Source organism: Paucilactobacillus vaccinostercus DSM 20634 (genome assembly GCF_001436295.1).
In the GTDB taxonomy this organism is placed as follows: Bacteria; Bacillota; Bacilli; order Lactobacillales; family Lactobacillaceae; genus Paucilactobacillus; species Paucilactobacillus vaccinostercus.
Map to the genome: position 1 here is coordinate 53,142 of NZ_AYYY01000005.1, position 24,028 is coordinate 77,169.

At 42.3% G+C, this 24,028-nt stretch carries 21 protein-coding genes; 19 read left to right on the top strand and 2 right to left on the bottom strand.

Going from position 1 to position 24,028, the window contains the following annotated elements; all coding sequences use genetic code 11:
- Positions 1-7: 7 nt before the first annotated feature.
- Entirely contained in the window at positions 8-865 is an 858-nt protein-coding gene (locus FC26_RS00965) for an N-acetylmuramoyl-L-alanine amidase family protein (RefSeq protein ID WP_057777178.1), read from the bottom strand.
- Between the two features lie 420 nt (positions 866-1,285).
- Between FC26_RS00965 and hisS the strand changes: the two genes are divergently transcribed.
- The 18 genes from hisS to pepT all read left to right on the top strand — a co-directional run bounded on the left by hisS (position 1,286) and on the right by pepT (position 20,141).
- Positions 1,286-2,578 carry a histidine--tRNA ligase gene (gene hisS / locus FC26_RS00970; protein WP_057777179.1) on the top strand — a complete coding sequence of 431 codons (1,293 nt, stop codon included), beginning with the start codon at positions 1,286-1,288 and terminating at the stop codon, positions 2,576-2,578.
- Positions 2,579-2,580: 2 nt separating this feature from the next.
- Positions 2,581-4,356, top strand: coding sequence for an aspartate--tRNA ligase (gene aspS, locus FC26_RS00975; RefSeq protein WP_057777180.1), 1,776 nt, complete (start codon positions 2,581-2,583; stop codon positions 4,354-4,356).
- Positions 4,357-4,492: 136 nt separating this feature from the next.
- Positions 4,493-5,368: a YitT family protein gene (locus FC26_RS00980; protein WP_057777181.1), complete on the top strand. Its 876-nt coding sequence runs from the start codon at positions 4,493-4,495 to the stop codon at positions 5,366-5,368.
- 11 nt (positions 5,369-5,379) lie between these two features.
- A complete protein-coding gene (locus tag FC26_RS00985) occupies positions 5,380-6,279 on the top strand; it encodes a deoxyribonuclease IV (protein ID WP_057777182.1) in 900 nt (299 codons plus the stop codon).
- Between the two features lie 171 nt (positions 6,280-6,450).
- Complete coding sequence (rpsU, locus tag FC26_RS00990) at positions 6,451-6,636, top strand: 30S ribosomal protein S21 (RefSeq protein ID WP_010622233.1); 186 nt, start codon at positions 6,451-6,453, stop codon at positions 6,634-6,636.
- 107 nt (positions 6,637-6,743) lie between these two features.
- Positions 6,744-7,187, top strand: a complete 444-nt coding sequence (locus FC26_RS00995; protein ID WP_057777183.1) for a GatB/YqeY domain-containing protein — start codon at positions 6,744-6,746, stop codon at positions 7,185-7,187.
- Between the two features lie 82 nt (positions 7,188-7,269).
- The gene (locus FC26_RS01000; RefSeq protein WP_057777184.1) at positions 7,270-8,247 is read left to right on the top strand and encodes a PhoH family protein; all 978 of its coding nucleotides are present in this window, start codon (positions 7,270-7,272) and stop codon (positions 8,245-8,247) included.
- Positions 8,248-8,255: 8 nt separating this feature from the next.
- Positions 8,256-8,738 (top strand): rRNA maturation RNase YbeY, encoded by a 483-nt coding sequence (gene ybeY, locus FC26_RS01005; protein ID WP_057777185.1) that lies wholly within the window; start codon positions 8,256-8,258, stop codon positions 8,736-8,738.
- Positions 8,722-9,102 (top strand): diacylglycerol kinase family protein, encoded by a 381-nt coding sequence (locus FC26_RS01010; RefSeq protein WP_057777349.1) that lies wholly within the window; start codon positions 8,722-8,724, stop codon positions 9,100-9,102. The genes ybeY and FC26_RS01010 overlap by 17 nt, the downstream gene beginning before the upstream one ends.
- Positions 9,103-9,119: 17 nt before the next feature.
- A complete protein-coding gene (era, locus tag FC26_RS01015; RefSeq protein WP_057777186.1) occupies positions 9,120-10,025 on the top strand; it encodes a GTPase Era in 906 nt (301 codons plus the stop codon).
- 33 nt (positions 10,026-10,058) lie between these two features.
- Entirely contained in the window at positions 10,059-10,853 is a 795-nt protein-coding gene (recO, locus tag FC26_RS01020; RefSeq protein WP_057777187.1) for a DNA repair protein RecO, read from the top strand.
- Between the two features lie 261 nt (positions 10,854-11,114).
- On the top strand, positions 11,115-12,041 hold the full coding sequence (glyQ, locus tag FC26_RS01025) for a glycine--tRNA ligase subunit alpha (protein ID WP_057777188.1): 927 nt from the start codon (positions 11,115-11,117) through the stop codon (positions 12,039-12,041).
- A gap of 1 nt (position 12,042) precedes the next feature.
- A complete protein-coding gene (gene glyS, locus FC26_RS01030; RefSeq protein WP_057777189.1) occupies positions 12,043-14,121 on the top strand; it encodes a glycine--tRNA ligase subunit beta in 2,079 nt (692 codons plus the stop codon).
- Positions 14,122-14,283: 162 nt separating this feature from the next.
- Positions 14,284-16,128, top strand: a complete 1,845-nt coding sequence (dnaG, locus tag FC26_RS01035; RefSeq protein WP_157060997.1) for a DNA primase — start codon at positions 14,284-14,286, stop codon at positions 16,126-16,128.
- Between the two features lie 18 nt (positions 16,129-16,146).
- The gene (rpoD, locus tag FC26_RS01040; RefSeq protein WP_057777190.1) at positions 16,147-17,292 is read left to right on the top strand and encodes an RNA polymerase sigma factor RpoD; all 1,146 of its coding nucleotides are present in this window, start codon (positions 16,147-16,149) and stop codon (positions 17,290-17,292) included.
- 85 nt (positions 17,293-17,377) lie between these two features.
- Positions 17,378-18,073, top strand: coding sequence for a tRNA (adenine(22)-N(1))-methyltransferase (locus FC26_RS01045; protein WP_057777191.1), 696 nt, complete (start codon positions 17,378-17,380; stop codon positions 18,071-18,073).
- Positions 18,070-18,879, top strand: coding sequence for a Nif3-like dinuclear metal center hexameric protein (locus FC26_RS01050; RefSeq protein ID WP_057777192.1), 810 nt, complete (start codon positions 18,070-18,072; stop codon positions 18,877-18,879). The genes FC26_RS01045 and FC26_RS01050 overlap by 4 nt, the downstream gene beginning before the upstream one ends.
- Positions 18,880-18,896: 17 nt before the next feature.
- Positions 18,897-20,141, top strand: a complete 1,245-nt coding sequence (pepT, locus tag FC26_RS01055; protein ID WP_057777193.1) for a peptidase T — start codon at positions 18,897-18,899, stop codon at positions 20,139-20,141.
- Between the two features lie 43 nt (positions 20,142-20,184).
- Here the strand turns inward: pepT and FC26_RS01060 are convergent, their stop codons facing one another.
- Entirely contained in the window at positions 20,185-20,382 is a 198-nt protein-coding gene (locus FC26_RS01060; RefSeq protein WP_057777194.1) for a DUF2929 family protein, read from the bottom strand.
- A gap of 267 nt (positions 20,383-20,649) precedes the next feature.
- Between FC26_RS01060 and dnaE the strand changes: the two genes are divergently transcribed.
- A complete protein-coding gene (gene dnaE, locus FC26_RS01065; RefSeq protein WP_057777195.1) occupies positions 20,650-24,027 on the top strand; it encodes a DNA polymerase III subunit alpha in 3,378 nt (1,125 codons plus the stop codon).
- Position 24,028 lies beyond the last annotated feature (1 nt).

The window sequence follows — 24,028 nt, forward strand, 5'->3', positions numbered from 1 at the left end:
CTCTAGTTTATTCATTAAAGTAATTGCTCAGTCCCTGGGTGACCAAGTGGGCGACTTTCATTTGATAAGTCGTGCTCTTGATTGATTTAAAGTCGTGGGTGTCATTAATATAACCCATTTCGCAAAGAACGGCCGGTCTTGTATTATCACGAATGACAAGAAAATCACCAAATCCAATTCCTCGATTGGTTAGCGGAAGACTATTGAATTGCCGATTTAAGGTCTGAGCTAATTTTTTTGATTCCCCCTTATGGTAGTAGTAAGTTGTTAGGCCGGATGCTTCATTTCTTTGTGGCGAGGAGTCAAAATGGAAGCTGATAAATGCATCGGCGTGGACCTTTTCGGCGAGGGCGGGCCGAGCCTTGAGCCCCACAAATTTATCACTATCTCGTGTGAGAATGACATGAGCACCCTTAGTTCGTAAATCGGCAGCGACGAGTTTCGCCATCTTAAGGGTATATGTTTTTTCCATGTACTGTGCTTTTTTACTGTTGGTTTTATACTCTGCACCAGAGTCCCAACCACCATGGCCAGCATCAATGACAATTGTTGCTTCAGATAACTTAGTGGCCTTTTTGAGATTGTCGCGCCGATTGACTAGCCAGCTTGCAATCCAGCCAAATTGATGATCGTTAATTCGAACCTTGTACCAGTCGTTTTTTTCAGCGAGTACGTTGAGTCGTTCCTTTGATTTTAAGGTTTTAACTTTTTTATATTTCAAACCAGGGCCTTGCCGGACATTGACGTTTTCGACACTTACGACGACAGTTTTTTGACGGGTAAGGGCGAAAGTTAATCCCAATGCAAGCACCACGAAAAGTGTTGTGATGATGATTTGGAGGCGAGTGGGACGAAAGTGTGACATAAGCAGACTCCTTAATAATTATGTTCTTTTCAGATAAGTTTAAGAATTTTTAGGGGTAAAAGCAAGGCTAATTCAGAATATGGGTTGACTTTAGCCGTAAATTCGAGTAATTTTGACTGTGGAATTTAAATAGATTAAGCCGATGATGAAGAGGGCTTCACCAAGAAAGTTTTTTAGAGAGCAAAACAGTGCTGAAAGTTTTGTAAGCTTGGGGTGAGGTTGACACTTCGGAGGATGGAATTATCCCGTCAAATTAGACGTTATCAATGAGTAACACTAAGGTGGTACCGTGCGTCAAGCACCCTTGTATTTCAAGGGTGCTTTTTATATTTTATTAGGTTAATTCTATTTAAACGAATCCCATGGGTATACGATTATTCGTGAGTAATTCACGGATAAAAGAGTAAAAGGAGGATATGCATGCGTTATCAACGTCCTAAAGGAACCGCTGATATTTTGCCAGAAGAATCTGAGAAATGGCATTTTGTCGAAGAGACGGCTCGCTTATTGTTTGCGGATTATCAATACCGTGAAATTAGAACACCATTATTTGAAAATTTTGAAATCTTTTCCCGTTCAGCAGGGGACACTTCTGATGTGGTCACTAAGGAAATGTATGATTTCCATGACAAGGGCGATCGCCATGTGGCATTGCGTCCAGAAGGAACTGCGGGGGTTGTTCGGGCCTACGTTGAAAACAAGTTGTACGGACCAGAACACACGAAGCCCTACAAGGCATTTTACATCGGTCCGATGTTTCGCTACGAACGACCACAATCTGGTCGTCAGCGACAGTTTCATCAAATTGGGGTTGAGGCATTCGGCAGTGATAGCCCAGCCTTAGATGTTGAAGTGATCGCAATGGCATTAGCGTACTTTAAGCAACTAGGGATTGATGGCCTACGGGTGGCTGTTAATTCATTGGGAGACACGCAAAGTCGCGCTGACTATCGTCAGGCCTTGATCGATTATCTGAAGCCACACTACGATGAATTAAGTGCCGATTCACAGGAACGCTTGGAGAAAAATCCATTGCGTGTCTTAGATAGCAAGGAACCTGAAGACCAGCAATTCGTTGCTGATGCGCCTTCAATTTTAGATTATCTGACTGATGAAGCACGTAGTCATTTTGAACAGGTTAAACAACTATTAGATGTACTTGGAATCGACTACGTTGTTGATCCAACCATGGTTCGGGGACTGGATTATTATAACCATACGATCTTTGAAGTGATGGTTCAGTCTAAAGCGCTTGGTCATGGCTATACCACTGTTTGTGGTGGTGGCCGCTATAGTGGTCTGGTCAAGGAACTGGGAGGACCAGATGATGCAGGTGTCGGATTTGCAATTGGATTAGAACGGTTGATGCTGTTACTGGCTGATAAGGGAATCGAAGTTCCTGATGGTCACCAATTGGATGTCTACGTTGTTGGTATTGGAGATGAAACCAACGTTGAAACGCTAAAACTAGTACAGGCGATTCGTGGTTTTGGCTTCTCAGCTAACCGTGATTTTCTTGGCCGTAAACCAAAGGCACAATTTAAGTCGGCCAATAAGGAAAATGCGTCGTTTGTGATTACAATTGGGCAATCGGAACTGGAAAGCCGGACAGCGCATTTTAAATCGATGGTCACGAGTGAAGAAGTTTCGTTGCCACTAGATGATTTATACACGAAATTTCCAGAAATTTACGATAAATATATAGGAGAATAGTAATGAAACGAACAAATTATGCGGGTTTGGTTGACGAAACGTTAGCTAACCAAGAAGTTGTACTAAAGGGCTGGGTTCAAAAACGACGTGATTTAGGTGGGTTGATTTTTATCGACTTACGTGATCGTGAAGGCATTTTACAATTGGTCTTCAGTCAAGAATTTAGCGAAGATGCATGGAAGGTTGCTGATCAACTTCGGAATGAATACGTGATCGAAGCTCGAGGAACGGTCAAGTTACGTGCCGACAACGAAATTAATCCAAAGATGAAAACAGGTAAGGTGGAAATTGAAATCCATGAGGCTAACTTACTAGCAGCAGCTAAAAACCCACCGTTTTACATTGAAGACGATATTAACGTTTCAGACGAACTGCGGTTGAAGTATCGTTATCTTGACCTTCGCCGCCCTGAAATGCAAAAGGGACTTAAGATTCGGAACGCTATCACGCGTGCCACACATACTTTCTTTGATAACAATGGATTTTACGACATTGAAACGCCAGATTTAACTGCGTCAACTCCTGAAGGGGCTCGGGACTATTTGGTACCATCACGTGTTTACCCAGGTCATTTTTATGCGTTACCACAATCCCCACAGATCTTTAAGCAATTGCTGATGGGTGCCGGGTTTGATCGCTATTATCAAATTGCACGTTGCTTCCGTGACGAAGATTTGCGTGGAGATCGTCAACCTGAATTTACACAGATTGATATGGAAACGAGCTTCTTATCTGCTGAAGAAATTCAGGAGATTACTGAAGGATTGCTCAAGCAAGTCATGCACGATGCTGCTGGTGTGGATATTACGACACCAATTCCACGAATTGACTGGCAAGAATCAATGGACCGATTTGGTTCTGATAAACCAGATATTCGGTTTGACATGGAATTAAAGGATTTGTCAGACGTTGTGAAGGATATTGATTTTAAAGTTTTCCAGAACGCGTTGAAGAATGGTGGTTTTGTAAAGGCGATCTGTGTTCCTGGCGGTGCTGCACAATATTCACGTAAGGACTTAGATGCTAAAACAGCTTATATTGAACGTTTTGGTGCCAAAGGGATGGCCTGGATTAAGGTTACAGAAGATGGCTTTACTGGCCCCGTTGGTAAGTTTTTAAAGGTTAAGCAAGATGAGATTAGTGCGGCTGTCGGTGCTAAGCCTGGCGATTTGATCCTATTTGCTGCTGACAACTTTAAAATCGTTTCGGATACGTTGGGTTACTTGCGTAAAGCAATCGCTCACGAAATGGGAATGATTGACGAATCAGAGTTCGCCTTTATCTGGGTTGTTAACTGGCCATTGTTCGAATATGATGAAGGAATCAAACGTTGGACGGCTGCGCACCATCCATTCACGATGCCTAACGAAGAAGATCTACACTATCTTGATGAGGGTGAAGATCCTCACAAAGCGCATGCACAGAGTTACGATATTGTCTTAAACGGCTATGAATTAGGCGGTGGTTCAATTCGTATTCATACACGGGAGACACAAGAAAAGATGCTGAAAGCTTTGGGATTCACTCCTGAGCGGGCAGAAAAAGCCTTTGGCTTCCTTATGAATGCCTTAGACATGGGCTTCCCACCACATGGCGGCCTTGCAATTGGTCTGGATCGTTTTGCCATGTTACTTGCTAAGCGGGATAACATTCGTGATGTGATTGCCTTCCCTAAGAACTCTAAGGCCACAGAACCAATGACCGAGGCACCATCGACGGTTGCCGACAAGCAATTGATGGAACTAGGCCTCTTCGTCAACCCTAACGACGAGAACTAGACCAAAATAGTAAGCATGAATTATGCAAAAAAAGGTGTATCGATGATGATGCACCTTTTTTTGAGGTGTTAGTTAGAAAGCGGTTTGTTATAATCAGACTAGTAGTGAGAGATTAGTGAGAATGGAAAGGTAAAAAATGGAAGACTTACAAAAGTTAATTGAGCGTCATCAGTACGTTGGCCGGGCAGGGACTGCGTTTATTTATGGTATTTTAGTATCAATTGCGGTCAATTTTTTCTGGACACCAGGCCATATTTATTCATCCGGAATTACAGGACTCGCACAGCTGATTAACACGTTAACTGCTCGGTATGCCCCTATTCAGCTGAGTACCGCGCTGATGCTGTTTTTATTGAACGTGCCACTATTTATTTTGGCATGGGTCAAAATTAGCCATCGATTTACGATTTTTACCATAATTTCAGTGGCCTTAGCTAGTATTATGATGCGCTTTATTCAGCCAGTGACGCTGACACATGATCCATTGATTTGTGCAATCTTTGGTGGTGCCATTAATGGATTTGGTACGGGATTGTCACTACGGTATGGGATTTCGACTGGCGGACTGGATATTATTGGGATTGTGTTACGCCAAAAAACCGGTGCCAAGATGGGTAAAATCAATATTAGCTTTAATGTTTTAATTATTGCTGCGGCTGGATTTGTATTTGGTTGGCCATATGCGCTGTATTCGGCTGTTGGATTAGTTGTTAATGCTCGAGTCATGGATATGGTGTATACTCGCCAACAACTCATGCAGGTTATGATCGTTACCGACCGGCCAAAGTCGGTTACTGACAGTATTCAAAACCATATTCGCCGGGGAATCACGATTGTTCATGGTGCTGAAGGCGCGTATCGCCATGATGAAAAGGCCATCTTGTTTACGGTGATTTCGCGTTATGAAATGTACGATTTGAGATCAGCAATCGAAGAGTCTGATCCCCGGGCCTTTGTGTCCATCACTGAATCAATGCAAATTATGGGCCATTTCTATGAGCCTAAATTATAAGGAGTGATAATATGCTGATCGGATCGCATGTTAGTATGAAGGCCCCTAAAATGTTATTAGGTGCTGCACAGGAAGCTGCTAGTTACCAAGCAAACACATTTATGATTTATACGGGTGCACCGCAGAATACGCGCCGTAAGGATATTTCTGAAATGAATATCGCAAAGGGAAACGAATTCATTCGTGCTCATCACATGTCACATATTGTTGTGCATGCACCCTATATCGTGAATTTGGGAAATACGGTAAAACCACAAAATTTCGCTTTTGGAGTCGACTTTTTACGGCAGGAAGTTGTTCGAGCACAAGCAGTTGGGGCCACTCAAATTACATTGCATCCTGGTGCTCATGTTGGCGCGGGTGCGGATCAAGCATTGAACCAGATTATTAAGGGACTCAACGAGGTTATTACACCTGACCAAATTCCTCAGATTGCAATTGAAACAATGGCCGGTAAGGGCAGTGAAGTGGGAATTAGCTTCGAACAACTTGCAACTATTATTGACGGTGTCACAAATAATCAAAAATTATCGGTCACGTTTGATACATGTCATACCAATGATGCTGGCTATGATGTAAGAAATGATTTTGATGGTGTTTTGAATGAGTTTGATCATGTCGTGGGAATTGATCGGTTAAAGGTATTACATTTGAATGATTCCAAAAATGAACGTGGCGCACATAAAGACCGGCATGCTAACATCGGGATGGGGACCATAGGATTTGAGACTTTAAATTACATTGCTCACCATCCGCAACTCGAAAATGTACCTAAGATTTTGGAAACACCGTACATTCCAATTGACGAGAAACATAAGGTGGCGCCATATGGGCGGGAGATTGAAATGCTGGTAACACAAAAGTTTGATCCAGATTTTACGAAAAAAATAGCGAAAAGTGCTATCAATTAGAGCATATTTCCTGTATAATACATTCCTGTGGTAAATTACAGATGATAAAATTATTACTTGCTGTATTGACGATAAAATCGTAATTATGTATAATAATCTACAGCAGTATGACTATGTCTTAATTATGTATAGTTTGCCGTGTAATCTTAAGCTCGGAGGGAGGGAATTCATATGGCAAAAACAGTCGTTCGCAAGAATGAATCTCTAGACGACGCTCTTCGACGCTTTAAGCGTACGGTTTCAAAGAACGGTACTTTACAAGAATACCGTAAGCGTGAATTTTACGAGAAGCCAAGTGTCAAACGCAAGTTAAAATCAGAAGCTGCTCGGAAACGTAAGAACAAGAAACGCTTTTAATATTGGACGTTAATGCTCCTGAATCGAATGAGTTTTCATTCGGACAGGAGCATTTGTTTTTAATTACGATAAAATACTAATAAAAATTAATGTGGAGGACAACAAACATGAGTTTACTAGAAACATTAAATCAAGATATGAAAACAGCAATGAAGGCTAAAGATAAGACTACTTTGAGTGTTGTCAGAATGCTGAAGTCAGCCGTGATGAACGAACAAATTAATTTGGGTCACGATTTAACTAACGATGAAGAAGTTGCCGTTTTATCACGTGAATTAAAGCAACGCAAGGATTCAGTAGCTGAATTTGATAAGGGCGGCCGTGAAGATTTAAGCGCCCAAACTAAAGCAGAAATTACCGTTGTTGAAAAGTATATGCCAGCACAGCTTTCTGAAGACGAAGTCAAGCAGATTGTGGCTGATACAGTGGCTGAAGTTGGTGCTCAAAGTATGGCGGACTTTGGTAAAGTGATGGGTGCAGTTATGCCTAAGTTAAAGGGTCAAGCAGATGGCAAATTAGTTAACCAAACGGTCAAAGACTTATTGAAGTAACCTTAATCCCTGGCGTTGGTCTAATTAGTACCGATGTGGTAAAATTTGTCTGTATTGATTACATGGTAAAGGAGATTCTTAGTTGAGCGAGCAAACTACAAGTTCAGTCGAAAAAACGTTTCGTGTGAGTGATCCAGAAGTTGAAATGGGCCTTTTGGGAACGCAGGATCAATTTGTGAAACTTCTTGAAGAAGGCATGAACGTTACGATTCGACCGTTTGGTGAAGAATTAAAAATTAATGGGGATGATTTGCAGGTTGATCAAACCCTCGGGATTTTACGGAAGTTGGCAGAGTTATTAAAGAATGGAATTCGCCTCAACAGTACTGATGTTGTGAGTGCGATGAAGATGGCCGATCGGGGGACCTTAGATTACTTTACTGATTTGTATAAAGAAGTGATTATTAAGGATCGCCAAGGTCGATCAATTCGAGTTAAAAACTTCGGTCAACGCCAGTATATCAAGGCCATTCAAGAAAATGATTTGACTTTTGGAATTGGACCGGCAGGAACTGGGAAAACGTTTCTTGCTGTGGCAATGGCAGTTAGTGCGTTGAAACGTGGAGACGTCGAGAAGATCATTTTAACGCGGCCAGCTGTCGAAGCTGGTGAGAGTCTGGGATTTTTACCCGGTGATCTCAAGGAGAAGGTTGATCCATATCTACGCCCAATATACGATGCACTGTACCAAATTATGGGTGCGGAGCATACACAACGCTTGATGGATCGTGGTGTGATTGAAATTGCACCATTGGCCTATATGCGTGGACGGACCCTTGATGGGGCGTTTGTTATTTTGGATGAAGCTCAAAATACAACAAATGCGCAGATGAAGATGTTTCTGACACGACTCGGGTTTGGATCAAAAATGGTGGTCAACGGGGATATTTCGCAAATCGATTTACCTCATGGAACACGTAGTGGATTAGTCAATGCTCAGAAGATTTTGCAGAATATCAAAAACATTGAATTTGTAAGCTTTAGTGCGGATGATGTGGTGCGGCACCCGGTAGTGGCAAGTATCATTAATGCGTATGAAAAAGAAACTACGAAACGATAGGAAGAATAATGGACTTAGAAATTTACGATCAAACAACACAGCATGTTGCAAATGAGAAAGTTAAGCTAGTTGAAGATGTCCTTCAGTATGCAGGTCGGTATATAGACTTACGAGACGATACGGAAATGTCTGTAACGTTTGTTAATAATGATCGAATTCAGAAACTAAATCGCGAATACCGTGGGGTGGATCGGGCGACCGATGTGATTAGTTTTGCGATTGAAGATAATGCAGATGATGATTTTCCGTTGGTGATGGATGACGAGCTTGCTGCTGAAATTCCCGAAAATATTGGTGATATTTTTGTTTCAGTTGATAAAATTGCTGAACAGGCCAAGTTTTTAGGTCACTCCAATGACCGTGAATTAGGATTTTTAGTTGTACACGGCTTTTTACATCTGAACGGATATGATCACCAAACGCCTGAGGATGAAAAAGAAATGTTCACCCTGCAAAGAAAGATCTTGGATGATTATGGGCTTAAACGATAAGCAAACAACTAAAAACCGGCATTTTGTCCAAGCTATGAAGCATGCTGTTGTTGGCATTTGGACGGTTATTCGTGATGAACGTAATATGCGCTATCATTTACTAGCGGCGATTGTTGCGGTTGGAGCGGGTTGGTATTTTAAAATTTCAGAGTTGGAGTGGTTAATGATTGCCTTAGCCATTTTCTTCGTAGTGGTCAGTGAATTCGCGAATACGATTGCTGAATCGCTAACGGATTTGATTGTTCGAAATCACTATGATCCATTGGCCAAAAAAATTAAGGACGTAGCTGCAGGAAGTGTTTTACTTGCGGCTACGTTTGCTGTTGTTGTGGCGATCATTATTTTTGTTCCTAAACTTTTTTAGAATGAGTGGTAGTAAAAATGGATAATCCAAACTATAAATCAGGGTTTGTTGCTTTAATTGGCCGGCCAAATGTCGGCAAGTCGACGTTGCTCAATCAAGTTATCGGGCAAAAGGTGGCGATCATGAGTAACGTCGCCCAGACAACCAGAAATAAGATTCAGGGAATTTACACTTCTAATGACGCACAGATCGTGTTTATTGATACACCGGGGATCCATAAGCCACAAACTAAGTTAGGTGACTTCATGGAACGTTCGACGTTATCTGCATTGGATGAGGTGGATGCAGTTTTATACGTTGTGAATGCGACGGAGAATAAAGGTGCCGGTGATAACTTCATTATTGAACGATTGAAAAAGGTGCATCAACCGATTTACTTGGTTATTAATAAGATAGATCAGGTGAAGCCGGAACGGCTATTGGATGTTAAAACGCAATTTGAAAGTGCACTTAAGTATGAAAAAATTGTTCCAATTTCGGCGTTAAATGGGAATAATGTGTCAACGCTGATTCAAGAGTTAGTTGAGAAGCTACCAAATGGACCCCAGTATTATCCTGCGGATCAGGTGAGTGATCATCCTGAACGATTTGTAGTGGCTGAATTAATTCGGGAAAAGGTATTTCAACTAACCCGGCAAGAAGTGCCGCATTCTGTTGCCATTGATATCGAGCAGATCAAACGTCGAGATGAGCATACCATCGATGTCAGTGCCACGATTATTGTTGAACGCCCTGGCCAAAAAGGGATTATTATTGGCAAAGGTGGTGCCATGTTAAAGAAAATTGGCACACTGGCACGGCAAGATATTGAACGATTGATGGGAGACAAGGTTTACTTGAAGTTATGGGTAAAAGTTGTCGATGGTTGGCGTGACAAGGGGTCAATGCTCAAGTCATACGGTTATCGTCGAAATGATTATTAGCCTTTAGTCGGTTGGTTGATGGGGGTGACGTCGATGAGTGGTTCTGTGCAAGAATTTAACGGTATCGTGATGTATCGACGTGATTATCGCGAACGGGATTTATTAGTTAAAATTTTGACGGACAAAATTGGTAAGACCATGTTTTTTGTCAAAAATGCTAAGAAAAAGGGATCGCGAGTAGCCGCCGATATTCTCCCGTTTACAAGTGGTCAATATACTGGGGTCCTTAACCAAGATGGATTGAGCTTTATTAATACCACAATGGAAACCACGCATTTTTATCAAATTACGCAAGATATTGTTAAAAATGCTTATGCAACCTATGTTTTAGCGTTGGTTGATAGTGCATTCACTGATCAAAAACCGTTGGGACGGTGGTTTCATCAAATTTATCAGGCGTTAACGTTAATTGACGATGGGTTAGATGCTGCAGTCATTGCTAATATTATTGAAATTCAATTATTAGTACCGTTTGGAATTGCCCCCAATTGGCAGGGATGTAGTGTCTGTGGTCGAACGGATTTGGCATTTGATTATTCGCTCAAATATGGCGGGGTGATCTGTCAGCAACACTATCATTTGGATCCACATCGGCTCCATGTTGATCAACGGACCATCTACTATCTCCGCCGATTTTCAATTTTGGATCTGGATCAATTAAAATCGATCACAGTTCATCCGGATACAAAAAAGAAGCTTCGGCAAGTAATTGACAAGATTTACGATGAAGGTGTTGGTTTGCGCTTGAAAAGTAAACGATTTATTGATCAAATGGATTCATGGGCGGAGCAAATTCCACCATTAAAGCCAAAACAAAAAGACGATTGACAAGTTGAAAGACGTCGACTATGATTAACTAGAAATTAAATATGGCAGCAATGACGAAGTAAAAATAATTCAAGGTTTAGCGAGTGTGGGAAGGTGAAAGCCACGCGATTTGAATTTTAGGCACTTTAACAGTTGCGTTACAATGAAGCTGTTTCACGTTGATGTGAAAAAGCAGGGTGGAACCGCGAATGATATCGTCCCTGTAAAGATTGGCATTAGTCTAATCTTTACAGGTTTTTTATTTTGAGAGGAGAACTAGTGATGACAAAAAAATTGCCGGTACAAGAAATCATACTTACGTTACAAAAATATTGGTCACAACAAGGGTGCATGCTGATGCAGTCTTATGATACTGAAAAAGGAGCAGGAACAATGAGCCCCTATACTTTCTTGCGGGCAATTGGACCAGAGCCTTGGAATGCGGCCTATGTGGAACCATCAAGACGTCCGGCTGATGGTCGATATGGGGATAATCCAAACCGGTTATACCAACATCATCAGTTCCAAGTCATCATGAAGCCATCTCCTGATAATATTCAAGAACTGTATCTTAATAGTTTACGGGAACTCGGAATTGAACCGCTGGAACATGATATTCGATTTGTTGAAGATAACTGGGAAAACCCATCAATGGGTTGCGCTGGTGTTGGTTGGGAAGTTTGGCTTGACGGGATGGAAGTGACCCAGTTTACTTATTTCCAAGTAGTCGGGGGGCTTCAAATGGATCCCGTTGCTGCCGAAGTAACATACGGACTTGAACGACTTTCACAATACATTCAAGATGTTAATAACGTGTTTGATCTTGAATGGACGGATGGCGTTTTGTACGGAGATATTTTTAAAGAACCTGAATATGAACACTCAAAGTATAGTTTTGAAATGAGTAATCAAGAAATGCTACTCCAATTCTTTGAGTCGTACGAGGCTGAGGCACAACGATTGATTAAAGCCGGGCTTGTTCATCCAGCTTATGATTATGTTTTAAAGTGTAGTCATACCTTTAATCTGTTAGATGCACGGGGAGCGGTATCGGTTACCGAACGTGCCGGCTATTTATCGCGAATTCGTAACTTAGCCCGGATGATTGCGCGGGCCTTTGTTGCAGAACGTAAGAAGCTTGGATTCCCACTGATCAAGGATGAAGCAAAACGACAAGCATTATTGGCTGACGATAAGGAGGAAAAGTAAAATGGCTCATTCATTTTTACTAGAAATTGGCGTCGAAGAAATGCCTGCACATGTTGTAACACCAAGTATTGAGCAATTAGCACAACGTGTTACGAAATACTTAAAGGAACAACGTATTGAATTTGGGGAATTGAAGCAGTATGCGACGCCACGTCGCCTGGCGATTTTATTGACGGATCTGGCCGATAAACAACCAGATATTGATACTGAGGTTAAAGGCCCCGCAAAGAAAATTGCACAGGATGCTGATGGTAATTGGACTAAAGCAGCGATTGGATTTACACGTGGTCAAGGCCTGAGTGTTGATGATATTACATTTAAGGAAATTAAGGGAACTGAATACGTTTATGTGGAAAAACACATTGCCGGTAAAACGGTAAATGAAGTTTTAAGTGGGTTGAAAGACATTATCATGGCAATGAACTTCCCAACGATGATGAAGTGGTCAACACATAAGTTTGAATTTGTCCGCCCCATCAAATGGTTAGTGGCATTACTTGATTCGCAAGTAATCCCATTTTCAATCTTAAACGTTGCCACCGGCAACCAAACTAAGGGGCACCGTTTCTTAGGTCATGATATTACGCTTAATCAAGCAACTGACTACGAAGGGGCACTTGAACACGAGTTTGTAATTGCGGACCAAGATGCAAGAAAGCAATTAATTCGGCAGCAGATTGAAAAGATCGCAACCGATAACAAATGGCATGTTCAGCCCGATGAAGACCTGCTGGAAGAGGTCAACAACTTGGTTGAATGGCCAACAGCGTTTAGCGGTCACTTTGACGAAAAGTACCTTGAGTTACCGGATGAAGTTTTGATTACTTCGATGAAGGATCACCAACGTTTCTTTTTCGCGCGGGATCAAGCAGGAGCTTTGCTGCCTAACTTTATTTCAGTTCGAAATGGAAATGATCAATTCCTAGATAATGTGGTCCGCGGTAATGAACGTGTGTTAACCGCCCGTCTTGAGGATGCACAATTCTTCTATCAAGAGGATCAGCAGGTTACGGTGGACGAGTACGTTGAGCGTCTTAAAAACGTTAGCTTCCATGATAAAATTAGTACAATGTTTGAAAAAATGCAGCGAGTATCGGTTTTAGCAACCATGTTTGGGCAACAGTTGAACTTAACTGATAATGAACTGGCTGAGTTGAAGCGTGCTAGTCAGATTTATAAATTTGACTTAACCACTGGTATGGTCGGTGAATTTGCCGAACTTCAGGGAGTTATGGGTGAAAAGTATGCCTTACTTAAGGGAGAACCAGCGGCCGTAGCAACCGCAATTCGCGAACATTACATGCCAATTTCGGCAGAAGGCGAATTACCAGAAACTCAGATTGGTTCAATTTTGGCAATTGCGGATAAGTTGGATTCTATTTTAAGTTTCTTTGCTGTTGGAATGATTCCAAGTGGTTCCAATGATCCGTACGCACTTCGCCGTCAGGCATTTGGAATTGTCAGAATTATTGCTGATAAGCAATGGCACTTGCCATTACTTAACATTGCTTCGGTATTTTCAGATGCAATGAAGACGGCATCTGTGGTTCCGACATTTGATGTGACTGTTCATGCAAACGAGGTCAGTGACTTTATCAAGGATCGGATTAAGCAACTCTTCAGTCATCAAGGTATTCGCCATGATATTGTTGAAGCTGCTACTGAAAGCACACAGTCAGATATTGAAAACGTGATCGAAGCACAGCAGGCAATTGATACGGCTAAAAATACTGATGGCTTTAAAGCTTCGGTTGAAGCTTTAACACGAGTAATGAGAATCTCAAAGAAGGCAGATTTTGCGGAAGATCAGTTAACGGTTGATGCAAAGCTATTTGAAAATCCATCCGAAATAGCTTTGCATGACCAGGTGGCTGCATTAAGTGATCACTTTGCGGCGCAGTCTGTGACGGCTAAGCTAACGGGATTGCTGGATCTTCGCACTGCGATCGATGCTTACTTTGATGAGAACATGATTATGGCCGATGATGAACAAGTGCGTGATAATCGATTGAAACAGTTGAAAAAACTATCAAATATGATTTTATCCGTTGCTAATCTCGATGCATTGATCGTGAAGTAAGCGCGGAGAACTTGACAAAGATGTTCGGGCAAGGTTGTTTTGATTGACAATATAGTAGTTTGTGTTAACATGTATCATGTATAAATGTGAGTGTGAACAGAGTCGCGTTCCGATTGGAAAGCGGCTTTTCGTAGCTATTGGCAATTGAACCGAGGTGTTTTGATGGTGGCCAGGATTCCGGAGGAAGTTATTGACCAGGTACGAAACTCCGTTAATATTGCAGATGTTGTTGGGCAATATGTGCAATTAAAGAAATCTGGTAAAAATTTGTTTGGGCTGTGTCCATTTCAAGATGAAAAGACGGCCTCTTTTTCGGTCAATGAGAGTAAGCAAATTTTTCACTGCTTTAGTTGTGGTCGTGGCGGAAATGTTTTTAAATTTATTATGGAAATTGAGAACATTTCCTTTCCACAAGCAGTTATTAAAATTGCACAAGATAATCAGATTGCGCTACCGCAATCTGTTCAAGAGAGTGAATTTGATGGTGGTCAACAGGTCAACAGTGTTGATCACCAGCTTATTGAGCTCCACGAGTTAGCGGCTAAGCTTTATCATCATATTTTGGTTAACACTCAAGCTGGCGCTACAGCGTTAAGCTATTTAAAGCAGCGAGGGCTGAGTGCGGAAATTATCAATGATTTTGGAATTGGCTTTGCGCCACCTCAGCGACTATTATTGCCGTTTTTTCACGAGCGGCAAACCGACGCCGACTTATTACAGCAAACGGGCCTTTTTTCGCAAAACCAACAGGGCGAGCTGTATGACCGCTTTGTGGATCGAATTATGTTTCCAATTAAAAATGGTAGTGGGCAAGTGATTGCCTTCTCAGGACGATTATTGTCAACCGAAAATACGGACATGCCAAAGTATCTGAATAGTCCTGAAACGAAACTATTTAACAAACGCCGGGTGCTATTTAATTTTGATATTGCGCGTAAAGCAGCTCGTCGGGAACAAAAATTGATTTTATTTGAAGGCTTTATGGATGTGATTGCGGCCTATCGAGCGGGAGTTACCAATGGGATTGCCTCGATGGGAACCAGTTTGACTGAAGAACAGGTGAGCATGATTGAACGGGTAACCTCCAATCTTGATGTTTGCTATGATGGTGATCAGGCTGGGCAAAACGCAACTAAACGGGCGCTTGAAATGATTCAAGGGCAAACGACGAATGTTCAATTGGAAGTTGTTTCGATGCCCGCGGGTATTGACCCTGATGAGTATTTACAGCAATATGGCGCAGAAAAATTTAAACAGTGGTTGATGGATGCTCGACAGACCCCAGTTGCATTTAGCCTGCGACATCTTAAGCAGGGACTAAATCTAGAAAACGAAGCCGACCAAATCAACTATTTAAATGCGGCATTACAAATTATTGCTGGGGTTCCAAATGAAATTGAACAGGATGTTTATGTTAATCAACTGGTGTCAGAGTTTAAACTCGATAAGGCCAATTTAACAAGCCAGTTACGGGAGTTAACCCGTCAGCGCGATGAACAGGTGCAACGAGAGCAAGCACAACAAAATTATAACCATGTTGAGACAGCGCCCGTATATCAGCAAGAACAGCCGGTACTTGACCAAACACAGGTTGCGGAACGAATGCTCCTCAGGCAAATGCTGCATGATCATGGTATTTGGGTGCACGTTCAAAATATTGATAATTTTGCTTTTGTCCATGAAACGTATCAAACTCTTTATTTATTGGCGGCCAGTTATTTTGAGACACATAGCGAGTACCTTGCGTCAGAATTTGTTGATTACGTTAAGGATGACCGATTGCAGCAGTTATTGGTAGAGGTTGAGCTAATTCAAACGGATGAAAGTGCTAATATTGATGCCGTCAATGATTATATACGGATCATTATGCAAAAAACACCAATTGAAGAGCAAATAAAGAGCAAAAAAATGCAGTTGCATGAGGCGTCTCATTTGAAAAACCAAGAATTAGAGCAACAGTTGACGATTGAATTGATTGATTTGTTAAGAAAGCAACAGCAATTATGATCATAAGGAGAGTATTAAATGGCTAAAAATGTCAAAAAAGATAAAGACAAGGTTATCTCTAACAAGGAAGATTTCGACCAAAAAAAATATGATTCTGCCGTTGGTAAATTAATTCGTGAATACAAAAAGAAGAAAACGATTAAGTATGATGAATTAACCGATAAAATTGCGACGCCTTTCGGTCTGGTTGCTGAAGGAATGGATGACTTAATTCAAAATGTCGAAGACTCAGGAATTAGCGTTGTCGATGAAAATGGTGAACCAGATCCACGGGCGTTGAAAGCACAAGAGGTATCTAAAAAAGAATTAGATGACACCTCGGCTCCAGCCGGTGTCAAGATCAACGATCCAGTCCGGATGTACTTGAAAGAAATTGGCCGGGTTAATTTGTTGAGCGCCGAAGAAGAAGTACAACTAGCACTTCGGATTGAAGAAGGCGACGAGACAGCTAAGCAAGAATTAGCAGAAGCTAACCTTCGTTTGGTGGTTTCAATTGCTAAACGCTATGTTGGGCGAGGAATGCAATTCCTAGACCTCATTCAAGAAGGAAACATGGGCTTGATGAAGGCCGTTGAAAAATTTGATTACCGCAAGGGATTCAAGTTTTCGACTTACGCAACATGGTGGATTCGTCAGGCGATCACCCGTGCGATTGCCGACCAAGCGCGGACGATTCGTATCCCAGTGCACATGGTTGAAACGATTAATAAGTTGATCCGGATTCAGCGTCAATTGCTTCAGGATTTGGGACGGGAACCAACCCCTGAAGAAATTGGTGCCGAAATGGATATGCCAACCGAAAAAGTACGTGAAATTTTGAAGATTGCACAAGAACCTGTATCGCTCGAAACCCCAATTGGTGAAGAGGATGATTCACATTTGGGCGACTTCATTGAAGATCAGGATGCAACTAGTCCTGCTGACCATGCAGCCTATGAGTTGTTGAAGGAACAGTTGGAAAATGTTTTGGATACCCTGACAGATCGTGAGGAAAATGTTCTTCGTCTTCGGTTCGGTCTAGACGACGGTCGGACACGGACGCTTGAAGAAGTTGGGAAGGTCTTTGGTGTTACCCGTGAACGGATTCGCCAAATTGAGGCTAAGGCGTTAAGAAAGTTACGTCATCCATCACGTTCAAAACAACTAAAGGATTTCTTAGAATAGTTAACAAGATTGGAAGACTCTCTCGGCTACGGATAGCGATTGACGCTTCCTTTTTTTATGATTAAACTTTTATTGAGGTGAAATGATGGACGCAAAACAGTTATCAAAACGACTCGCAACAGTTGCTAAGTATGTTCCGGAGCACGCCAGGATGGCCGATATTGGTTCGGACCATGCCTATTTGCCGGCTTTTCTAGCTTTACAAGGAAAAATTTCGTTTGCCGTTGCGGGTGAGGTTGTTAAGGGACCGTACGAGAATGCGGTTCATGAAATAAAGAGTCAAAATTTGGATCATGTGATTATCGCACGCCTGGCGGACGGATTGGATGCCGTTAACTTGGATGATCAGATTGATACCCTTACCATTGCGGGAATGGGAGGAACGTTGATTACTAAAATTTTGGAGCATGGATTAGCTAAGTTATCGACAGTAACTCGATTGATTCTGCAACCTAATGTGGGTGAGTACGGTCTACGGAAGTGGCTAATGGAACATGATTACGAGATAATTGCTGAAGAAATTCTTGCTGAGGATGGGCATACTTATGAAATTATCGTCGCCCAGCCAGCCACTGATCCGATTATGTATACAGAGGCTCAGCTACTATTCGGTCCATATCTTGTGCAACAGCAAAGTGATGTTTTTCAAGCTAAGTGGCAAGAACAGTTAACACATTTAAAGCAATCTATTCAGCATATGGAAGCAGCAAAAAATCCGCCCTTAGATAAAATTAAGACGTTCCAAAGCGAGGTTAAAGCAATTCAGGAGGTGCTGGCATGATTGGTCAGGATTTAATTCAGCGTTTTGAACGGTTTGCCCCCCCTGCAATTGCCGAAGACGGTGATCCGATAGGCCTTCAGCTTGGTGATCCGCGGCGTGAGGTTAAAACGGTGATGACTACATTAGATGTGCGACCTGAAGTTGTGGATGAAGCTATTGCATATCATGTTGATTTCATTTTTGCACATCATCCAATGGTGTTCCATGCAGCTAAAAATTTAGATTTAAGGGATCCTCAGAATGCAATGTATGCCCAACTAATCAAACATGACATAATTGTGTATGGTGCGCATACCAATCTCGATAATGCCAATGGGGGCATGAATGATTGGCTAGCACAACAACTGGGACTGCAACAGACGATACCGTTACTTAAAGGTGGTATTGATCCTGAAACGGGACTACTGTACGGAATGGGACGGGTTGGTAATTTGTCGCAACCGATGGATGCAATGACGTTTGCCCAGCATTGCAAACAAGTGTTCGGTGTTCGTGGATTACGCCTAATTCAGCCTGCTCATCCCCGGATGATTAACCGTGTTGCAGTTTTAGGGGGCTCGGGGGGCCAGTTTTATTTAGATGCTCTCAAAAAAGGTGCAGACGCGTACGTGACAGGTGATGTTTCGTATCACGTTGGTCATGATATGATTGCACATGATTTAGTCACAGTGGATCCTGGGCATCATATAGAATGCATTTGTAAATCATATTTACAACAGATATTCACACAATGGTGTACGGAAAATGATTGGGCGGTTGATATTTATGCGTCACAGCTCAATACCGATCCATTTACGTTTGTTTAAAATGTGGAGGCGATACAATGACGAAGTACGATGGATTACTAGAACGGTTTATCCGTTATGCTGAGATAGAAACTAGATCTGACGAAAATTCAAACACGATTCCTTCAACACAAACGCAGGTTAAGTTTGCTCAGCAACTGACTCAGGAACTGACGGAACTTGGTGTGCAAGACGTTCATATTCATCCTAAAAATGGGTATGTGATTGGGACGATTGCAAGCAATGTGACGGACGAAGTGCAAACCATTGGGCTAATTGCCCATATTGATACGGCTGACTTTAATGCGCATAATGTGAGGCCACAGGTGATCGAAAACTATGATGGCCATACTGATCTTTTACTCGATAAAGAGGGACAGTATGTGCTCTCCTTAAAGGATTTTCCGGCCTTAAAACAGTATGCCGGTCATACACTGATAACGACTGATGGTACCACGCTTCTTGGTGCTGACGATAAAGCCGGGGTAGCTGAAATTATGGCGCTGGCACAGTATTTTTATGAACATCCAGACGTTAAACATGGTGCGATTAAAATTGGGTTCGGCCCCGACGAAGAAGTTGGGACCGGTGCAGATCTTTTTGATGTTCAGGATTTCGATGCAGATTTTGCCTATACGGTTGATGGTGGCCCGTTGGGAGAACTGGAGTACGAAACGTTTAATGCAGCGCAGGCTAAAATTGAAATTCAAGGGAAAGATGTACACACGGCGACTGCTAAAGGTGTGATGGTGAACGCATTGCAGGTTGCAATGAATCTCCATGATATGTTACCTAAGCATGACCGTCCTGAATTAACTGCAGGCCGTGAGGGCTTTTATCATTTGGATCATTTAGCCGGGACGGTCGATCATGCAACAATGAACTATATTATTCGAGATCACGATCGTCAGTTGTTTGAGCATCGCAAGCAACAGTTACAGGCAATTGTTGCCCAGCTTAACCAACAGTTTGATGAGCCACGAATTTCTTTGCATCTTGCGGATCAATATTACAACATGCGTGAAGTGATGGAAAAACATATGGCTGTTGTTCAAGTTGCAAAACAGGCGATGGTTGATCTTGACATTGCGCCCGTGATTTATCCGGTTCGTGGTGGTACGGACGGATCGAAAATTTCGTTCATGGGATTACCAACGCCCAATTTATTTGCGGGTGGCGAAAATATGCATTCACGTTATGAATTTATCTCGTTACAGGTGATGGAGCAGGCCGTGGATGTTTTGCGCAAAATTGCGGAGTTGACGGTCGAACAAGGTCAATAAAAAAGTCATGGCAATCATTGCCATGACTTTTTTATTATTTAATTTAATCTTCTTTTAATTCAGCGCTACGAGTAATGTAGTAAAAGCTGTTAACCCCAGCTAATGCTACCACAATAGCAATAATTCCCATTTCGAGCGGTTGGATAGTCAATAAATCAAGTTGACTACCAATGTAACCCAAAATTTCACCTAAGATGAATGCCCAAAAGGCAGCAACCAGGTTCTGAACGATAAGACGCATGTTTACTCACCCTCTCAATTTACATACTTTAGTTTATCACTAAATCTGAAAATAGACAAAGGAAAAAATAATGGATTCATCTTAAATTGGTATAGATTTTTATAAACGATAATTTACTGTGATAAACACTTGACAATTCAACAATAAACCATCAATATTAAAGCTGTTATCATCGAAATTGATGGTATTGGTATAGATTAATTACGAGAATCATTATTCATGACTGGGGGTGGTCTTTGGTATAATTACGTTGAGAGGATGATAATGATGGAGTTTGTGCCACTTCAAGTATTAAGTAGTTATAGCTTGCTTAATAGTACAACTAAAATTGACCAGCTGGTGTCTGCTGCCAAACAACGTGGTTATCGGTCGCTAGCGTTGACTGATGAGGACGTTTTATACGGTGCCGTTGAGTTTTACAATGCTGCTCGGCAAGCTGACATTCATCCCATTATTGGGTTAACACTCCGAATGAATAGTGTTGCTGAAGAAGGTGTGACCGTCCCAGTTGTTTTGCTAGCAAAGGATTGGCAGGGTTATCAGAATTTAATGAAGCTGTCGACGCTACAAAATACCGGTGATGAAAAAACACGGCTCACTTATTCCCAAGTCAAGCCAATGCTGGCACACGTCTTTGTAATTCATCCAACGAATGGGGATGTTTACCGGCTGGTGCAGCAGGGAAATAGTGATCAAGCACGTGATCTACTTGTGCAATGGCAAAGCGATGCAGATGAACAGAGTGTTTTGATCGGTGTGAATCCATATACGGATCCCATTTTACGGCAATCGATTCATCAACTGGTTGATGCAACTCATACCGAGGAAGTTGCGCTAAATCGGGTTGGCTACCTTAATGCCGACGACCATTTTGCCGTTGAAGTGTTACGCTCAATTGATCAGGGAAGTAAGTTTCAACAGCCTGAAAGTTTAGCGCACCAGTTAGGAACACATTATCTGCGTGATATGACGACGGAGGTTGCCGCCTACGAAGCTGCCCAACTATCAAAGGCAGTATATCGTACGCAACAAGTAGCTGAACAGTGTCAAGTGGTGTTTACCTTTCAACCGCCTGTATTGCCTGCCTTTCCAACAACTAATGGTCAAGACTCACAGCATTATTTACGACAGCTTTGCTTGTCAGGACTGAAACAGCGCACCCTAGCGCCTGGTATTACGGTTACCGATTATACCCAACGACTGGCCAAGGAATTAAAGGTTATTCACAAGATGGGATTTGATGATTATTTTCTAATCGTATGGGATGTCATGCGTTTTGCTCATGACCAGGGAATCACGACCGGCCCGGGGCGAGGGTCAGCAGCCGGTTCGCTAGTGGCGTATGCATTAGCAATTACGGATGTGGATCCGTTGCAGTATCAGTTGCTGTTTGAGCGTTTTTTGAATCCTCAACGCGCCCAGATGCCCGATATTGATCTAGATTTACCGGATAATCGGCGTGGAGAGGTTCTTCAATACGTGCATGATAAGTATGGTCATACGCAGGTTGCCCAGATCATTACGTTTGGTACACTGGCGGCCAAGCAAGTGATTCGAGATGTTGGTCGAGTATTTGGCTTATCGCAGTCAGAATTATCAGCGTGGAGTGCAGCAGTGCCCAATCAGTTGCATATTGGTCTGAATCAGGCCTATCAAGATTCGATGGGGTTACGGACGCTCGTTGGTGAAACTACTAAAAACCAGCTGCTGTACCAGGTAGCGCAGCGCTTGGAAGGATTACCGCGTCATTATTCGACCCATGCGGCGGGAATTGTATTGTCAGATGAACCCTTAATTAACGTTGTCCCGCTACAAGATGGTGGTGAGGGACTATTGATGACCCAGTTTACCAAGGATACTGTAGAATCGTTAGGATTATTGAAGATGGATTTCTTGGGTCTCCGTAATCTAACGATTGTTGCCCAGACAATGGCCATTATTCAACGTGAAACGCCTGAATTCTCACTGACTCAAATTTCGTTGGCTGATGAAGAAACATTGCAGTTGTTCCAGCAGGGAGATACAAACGGTATTTTTCAGTTTGAATCTAATGGGATTAAAAACGTACTGGTGTCATTGCATCCGGATAACTTTGAATTAATTGTGGCCGTAAACGCGTTGTATCGTCCGGGACCAATGGAAAATATTGATCACTTTATTAAACGAAAAAATGGTCAGGAACCTGTTACCTACCCGGATGAGTCCCTGAAACCAATTTTGGGCGTTACTTATGGAATTTTGGTTTATCAAGAGCAAGTATTGCAGGTCGCTTCACAACTTGCCGGTTTTTCACTTGGAGAAGCTGATTTATTACGGCGAGCGATGAGCAAGAAAAAGCAAGCCGTAATGGATGAGATGCAAGATAAGTTCATAGCTGGCGCACAGGCAATGGGGCATTCACGGGCGGTAGCTGAGCAAGTGTTTGACTATATCGACCAATTTGCACGTTATGGGTTTAATCGGTCACACGCAGTCGCCTATTCAAAGATGGCTTTCCAGATGGCGTACTTGAAGACTCATTTTCCCGAAGCGTTTTTTACAGCACTACTAAACTCCGTGGCTAATAATCCGGCTAAAATCAAAGGATATTTAGCCGAGATCAAGAAACGACGGGTTAAAGTGATAGGACCTGACATTAACCGTAGTGAGGTACAATTTTCCTTCCATGGGGATGCCATTATATTTGGGCTAAGCGTGATTAAGGGGATGCGTCGAGACTTTGTCGAGGCAATCGTCAATGAACGAACAAGCAATGGCCCGTTTGAAGATCTTTTGTCGTTTATCCAGCGAATGGATACGAAGTGGCGTAAAAAGGAAATTTTGGAGCCACTCATTTATACAGGGGCTTTTGACGGCCTCGGCTATAATCGTGCTGAGTTAATTGAAGCACTTACCGGATTACTCGACAGTGTGGAATTAACGGGTGCGAGCCTGAGCCTGTTCAAAGAATTAAAACCGACGATTGCAGAGCGGGCGGAATTTTCGTTAACCAAGCGTCTGGCGTTTGAGGAACAATACTTAGGGGCATATCTTTCCGGACACCCGGTGGATCAGTATACTGATCTGGCCCACCAACTTGGGACAACGATGATTGCTGAATTACGTGAGAATATGACGGTGACAATGATTATTTTTGTCGGACATGTCAAGGTGATTCGAACTAAGCGTGGTGATCAGATGGCCTTTGTTTCTGGTAGCGATCAGTCTGGAACTGTCGATATTACGGTATTTCCCAAGTTGTTTAAACGAGTACAGCAATTATTAGACCAAGATCAAATAATTGTTGTTCGTGGCCGTGTGGAACTGAATCGAGGTCTTCAAATCGTTGCGGCCTCAATCGAAGCAGCCCAGCAACTGGCAGTTAAATACCATCAGTCGACAGCAAACGCGCAAACAGGTAAGCGATGGGTACTAAGAATTGATGCGAAACATCAGAACCAGGAAGTTCAAACTCGCCTTCACGAGTTTATTCGACAACATCAAGGGCCCATTCCAGTTATCCTATTCAATCCGGTTACCGACCGGAAAGTAATTCAACCAAAGAACCAGTGGCTAGTGGATAGTACACAAATTATCGGTGATTTGGTCAAAATCATTGGCACTAATAATGCAGTATTACAAAATTTAAATAACACTGCTCAATAAA